Consider the following 5,667-nt stretch of genomic DNA (forward strand, 5'->3'; position numbering starts at 1 on the left):
AAGTTATAAGTGACCAAACAAATAACTAAATAGATGGGGGGTTCTTTTAATATTATGTGTCCTAATAGTAGCATTTATTCAGATGAAAAATCAAGGGTTTTAGTGGACAAGACAAAAAGTGGAAAAGTGAGACCATGGAGAGAAAAGAAAATCGCTAATGTTGATTACTTTGAACTTCTGCATATTCTTGAATTTAAAAAGGCTGAAAGAGTAAAAGATTGTGCTGAAATATTAGAGTATAAACAAAATCGTGAAACAGGCGAAAGAAAGTTGTATCGAGTGTGGTTTTGTAAATCCAGGCTTTGTCCAATGTGCAACTGGAGGAGAGCAATGAAACATGGCATTCAGTCACAAAAGGTTGTTGCTGAAGTTATTAAACAAAAGCCAACAGTTCGTTGGTTGTTTCTCACATTAACAGTTAAAAATGTTTATGATGGCGAAGAATTAAATAAGAGTTTGTCAGATATGGCTCAAGGATTTCGCCGAATGATGCAATATAAAAAAATTAATAAAAATCTTGTTGGTTTTATGCGTGCAACGGAAGTGACAATAAATAATAAAGATAATTCTTATAATCAGCACATGCATGTATTGGTATGTGTGGAACCAACTTATTTTAAGAATACAGAAAACTACGTGAATCAAAAACAATGGATTCAATTTTGGAAAAAGGCAATGAAATTAGACTATGATCCAAATGTAAAAGTTCAAATGATTCGACCGAAAAATAAATATAAATCGGATATACAATCGGCAATTGACGAAACTGCAAAATATCCTGTAAAGGATACGGATTTTATGACCGATGATGAAGAAAAGAATTTGAAACGTTTGTCTGATTTGGAGGAAGGTTTACACCGTAAAAGGTTAATCTCCTATGGTGGTTTGTTAAAAGAAATACATAAAAAATTAAACCTTGATGACACAGAAGAAGGCGATTTGATTCATACAGATGATGACGAAAAAGCCGATGAAGATGGATTTTCTATTATTGCAATGTGGAATTGGGAACGGAAAAATTATTTTATTAAAGAGTAGTTCAACAAACGGGCCAGTTTGTTGAAGATTAGATGCTATAATTGTTATTAAAAGGATTGAAGGATGCTTAGGAAGACGAGTTATTAATAGCTGAATAAGAACGGTGCTCTCCAAATATTCTTATTTAGAAAAGCAAATCTAAAATTATCTGAAAAGGGAATGAGAATAGTGAATGGACCAATAATAATGACTAGAGAAGAAAGAATGAAGATTGTTCATGAAATTAAGGAACGAATATTGGATAAATATGGGGATGATGTTAAGGCTATTGGTGTTTATGGCTCTCTTGGTCGTCAGACTGATGGGCCCTATTCGGATATTGAGATGATGTGTGTCATGTCAACAGAGGAAGCAGAGTTCAGCCATGAATGGACAACCGGTGAGTGGAAGGTGGAAGTGAATTTTGATAGCGAAGAGATTCTACTAGATTATGCATCTCAGGTGGAATCAGATTGGCCGCTTACACATGGTCAATTTTTCTCTATTTTGCCGATTTATGATTCAGGTGGATACTTAGAGAAAGTGTATCAAACTGCTAAATCGGTAGAAGCCCAAACGTTCCACGATGCGATTTGTGCCCTTATCGTAGAAGAGCTGTTTGAATATGCAGGCAAATGGCGTAATATTCGTGTGCAAGGACCGACAACATTTCTACCATCCTTGACTGTACAGGTAGCAATGGCAGGTGCCATGTTGATTGGTCTGCATCATCGCATCTGTTATACGACGAGCGCTTCGGTCTTAACTGAAGCAGTTAAGCAATCAGATCTTCCTTCAGGTTATGACCATCTGTGCCAGTTCGTAATGTCTGGTCAACTTTCCGACTCTGAGAAACTTCTGGAATCGCTAGAGAATTTCTGGAATGGGATTCAGGAGTGGACAGAACGACACGGATATATAGTGGATGTGTCAAAACGCATACCATTTTGAACGATGACCTCTAATAATTGTTAATCATGTTGGTTACGTATTTATTAACTTCTCCTAGTATTAGTAATTATCATGGCTGTCATGGCGCATTAACGGAATAAAGGGTGTGCTTAAATCGGGCCATATTGTTGTATAAGTGATGAAATACTGAATTTAAAACTTAGTTTATATGTGGTAAAATGTTTTAATCAAGTTTAGGAGGAATTAATTATGAAGTGTAATGAATGTAACAGGGTTCAATTAAAAGAGGGAAGCGTATCATTAACCCTATAAACTACGTCTGCCCTCATTATTGGAGGGTGAAATGTGAATACATCCTATTCACAATCGAATTTACGACACAACCAAATTTTAATTTGGCTTTGCATTTTATCTTTTTTTAGCGTATTAAATGAAATGGTTTTGAACGTCTCATTACCTGATATTGCAAATGATTTTAATAAACCACCTGCGAGTACAAACTGGGTGAACACAGCCTTTATGTTAACCTTTTCCATTGGAACAGCTGTATATGGAAAGCTATCTGATCAATTAGGCATCAAAAGGTTACTCCTATTTGGAATTATAATAAATTGTTTCGGGTCGGTAATTGGGTTTGTTGGCCATTCTTTCTTTTCCTTACTTATTATGGCTCGTTTTATTCAAGGGGCTGGTGCAGCTGCATTTCCAGCACTCGTAATGGTTGTAGTTGCGCGCTATATTCCAAAGGAAAATAGGGGTAAAGCATTTGGTCTTATTGGATCGATAGTAGCCATGGGAGAAGGAGTCGGTCCAGCGATTGGTGGAATGATAGCCCATTATATTCATTGGTCCTATCTTCTACTCATTCCTATGATAACAATTATCACTGTTCCGTTTCTTATGAAATTATTAAAGAAAGAAGTAAGGATAAAAGGTCATTTTGATATCAAAGGAATTATACTAATGTCTGTAGGCATTGTATTTTTTATGTTGTTTACAACATCATATAGCATTTCTTTTCTTATCGTTAGCGTGCTGTCATTCCTGATATTTGTAAAACATATCAGGAAAGTAACAGATCCTTTTGTTGATCCCGGATTAGGGAAAAATATACCTTTTATGATTGGAGTTCTTTGTGGGGGAATTATATTTGGAACAGTAGCAGGGTTTGTCTCTATGGTTCCTTATATGATGAAAGATGTTCACCAGCTAAGTACTGCCGAAATCGGAAGTGTAATTATTTTCCCTGGAACAATGAGTGTCATTATTTTCGGCTACATTGGTGGGATACTTGTTGATAGAAGAGGTCCTTTATACGTGTTAAACATCGGAGTTACATTTCTTTCTGTTAGCTTTTTAACTGCTTCCTTTCTTTTAGAAACAACATCATGGTTCATGACAATTATAATCGTATTTGTTTTAGGTGGGCTTTCGTTCACCAAAACAGTTATATCAACAATTGTTTCAAGTAGCTTGAAACAGCAGGAAGCTGGTGCTGGAATGAGTTTGCTTAACTTTACCAGCTTTTTATCAGAGGGAACAGGTATTGCAATTGTAGGTGGTTTATTATCCATACCCTTACTTGATCAAAGGTTGTTACCTATGGAAGTTGATCAGTCAACTTATCTGTATAGTAATTTGTTATTACTTTTTTCAGGAATCATTGTCATTAGTTGGCTGGTTACCTTGAATGTATATAAACATTCTCAAAGGGATTTCTAAATCGTTAAGGGATCAACTTTGGGAGAGAGTTCAAAATTGATCCTTTTTTTATAACAGGAATTCAAATCTTTTTGTTCCATTAAAGGGCGCGATTGCTGAATAAAAGATACGAGAGACCTCTCTTGTATCTTTTTTATTTTGAGTGGTTTTGTCCGTTACACTAGAAAACCGAAAGACAATAAAAATTTTATTCTTGCTGAGTCTGGCTTTCGGTAAGCTAGACAAAACGGACAAAATAAAAATTGGCAAGGGTTTAAAGGTGGAGATTTTTTGAGTGATCTTCTCAAAAAATACTACCTGTCCCTTGCTGATTTTTAAACGAGCACGAGAGCAAAACCCCCCTTTGCTGAGGTGGCAGAGGGCAGGTTTTTTTGTTTCTTTTTTCTCGTAAAAAAAAGAAAGGTCTTAAAGGTTTTATGGTTTTGGTCGGCACTGCCGACAGCCTCGCAGAGCACACACTTTATGAATATAAAGTATAGTGTGTTATACTTTACTTGGAAGTGGTTGCCGGAAAGAGCGAAAATGCCTCACATTTGTGCCACCTAAAAAGGAGCGATTTACATATGAGTTATGCAGTTTGTAGAATGCAAAAAGTGAAATCAGCTGGACTAAAAGGCATGCAATTTCATAATCAAAGAGAGCGAAAAAGTAGAACGAATGATGATATTGACCATGAGCGAACACGTGAAAATTATGATTTGAAAAATGATAAAAATATTGATTACAACGAACGTGTCAAAGAAATTATTGAATCACAAAAAACAGGTACAAGAAAAACGAGGAAAGATGCTGTTCTTGTAAATGAGTTGCTAGTAACATCTGACCGAGATTTTTTTGAGCAACTGGATCCAGGAGAACAAAAACGATTTTTTGAGGAAAGTTATAAATTATTTTCCGAACGATATGGCAAGCAAAATATTGCTTATGCAACAGTTCATAATGATGAGCAAACCCCTCACATGCATTTAGGTGTTGTGCCTATGCGTGATGGAAAACTGCAAGGAAAAAATGTGTTTAATCGTCAAGAACTGTTATGGCTACAAGATAAATTCCCCGAGCATATGAAAAAACAGGGTTTTGAGTTGAAGCGTGGTGAACGTGGCTCTGACCGTAAACATATTGAGACAGCTAAATTTAAAAAACAAACTTTGGAAAAAGAGATTGATTTTCTAGAAAAAAATTTAGCAGTTAAAAAAGATGAATGGACTGCTTATAGCGATAAAGTTAAATCAGATTTAGAAGTACCAGCGAAACGACACATGAAAAGTGTTGAAGTGCCAACGGGTGAAAAGTCCATGTTTGGTTTGGGAAAAGAAATAATGAAAACAGAAAAGAAACCAACCAAAAATGTTGTTATATCGGAGCGTGATTATAAAAACTTAGTGACTGCTGCGAGAGATAACGATAGGTTAAAACAGCATGTTAGAAATCTCATGAGTACTGATATGGCGAGAGAATATAAAAAATTAAGTAAAGAACATGGGCAAGTTAAAGAAAAATATAGTGGTCTTGTAGAGCGATTTAATGAAAATGTAAATGATTATAATGAGTTGCTTGAAGAAAACAAGTCTTTAAAGTCTAAAATAAGCGATTTAAAGCGTGATGTGAGTTTAATCTATGAAAGCACTAAGGAATTCCTTAAGGAACGTACAGACGGCTTAAAAGCCTTTAAAAACGTTTTTAAGGGGTTTGTAGACAAGGTAAAGGATAAAACAGCACAATTCCAAGAAAAACACGATTTAGAACCTAAAAAGAACGAATTTGAACTAACTCATAACCGAGAGGTAAAAAAAGAACGAAGTCGAGATCAGGGAATGAGTTTATAAAATAAAAAAAGCACCTGAAAAGGTGTCTTTTTTTGATGGTTTTGAACTTGTTCTTTCTTATCTTGATACATATAGAAATAACGTCATTTTTATTTTAGTTGCTGAAAGGTGCGTTGAAGTGTTGGTATGTATGTGTTTTAAAGTATTGAAAACCCTTAAAATTGGTTGCACAGAAAAACCCCATCTGTTA

The 5,667-nt window shown here is 35.3% G+C and carries 5 protein-coding genes; all 5 read left to right on the forward strand.

Features of this window, described 5'->3' with window-relative positions:
- The first annotated feature begins 54 nt into the window (after positions 1-54).
- On the forward strand, positions 55-1,038 hold the full coding sequence (locus tag KFV11_RS11565; RefSeq protein ID WP_000336291.1) for a protein rep: 984 nt from the start codon (positions 55-57) through the stop codon (positions 1,036-1,038).
- A 168-nt stretch (positions 1,039-1,206) separates the two neighbouring features.
- Positions 1,207-1,968, forward strand: coding sequence for an aminoglycoside O-nucleotidyltransferase ANT(4')-Ia (aadD1, locus tag KFV11_RS11570; protein WP_001014230.1), 762 nt, complete (start codon positions 1,207-1,209; stop codon positions 1,966-1,968).
- A 210-nt stretch (positions 1,969-2,178) separates the two neighbouring features.
- Positions 2,179-2,241 carry a tetracycline resistance efflux system leader peptide gene (locus KFV11_RS11760; RefSeq protein ID WP_012779615.1) on the forward strand — a complete coding sequence of 21 codons (63 nt, stop codon included), beginning with the start codon at positions 2,179-2,181 and terminating at the stop codon, positions 2,239-2,241.
- 33 nt (positions 2,242-2,274) lie between these two features.
- On the forward strand, positions 2,275-3,651 hold the full coding sequence (gene tet(L), locus KFV11_RS11575) for a tetracycline efflux MFS transporter Tet(L) (protein WP_001574277.1): 1,377 nt from the start codon (positions 2,275-2,277) through the stop codon (positions 3,649-3,651).
- Between the two features lie 563 nt (positions 3,652-4,214).
- Entirely contained in the window at positions 4,215-5,477 is a 1,263-nt protein-coding gene (gene mobV / locus KFV11_RS11580; protein WP_000119405.1) for a MobV family relaxase, read from the forward strand.
- Positions 5,478-5,667: the final 190 nt, after the last annotated feature.

This window comes from Macrococcus equipercicus, from assembly GCF_024205945.1.
In the GTDB taxonomy this organism is placed as follows: Bacteria; Bacillota; Bacilli; order Staphylococcales; family Staphylococcaceae; genus Macrococcus; species Macrococcus equipercicus.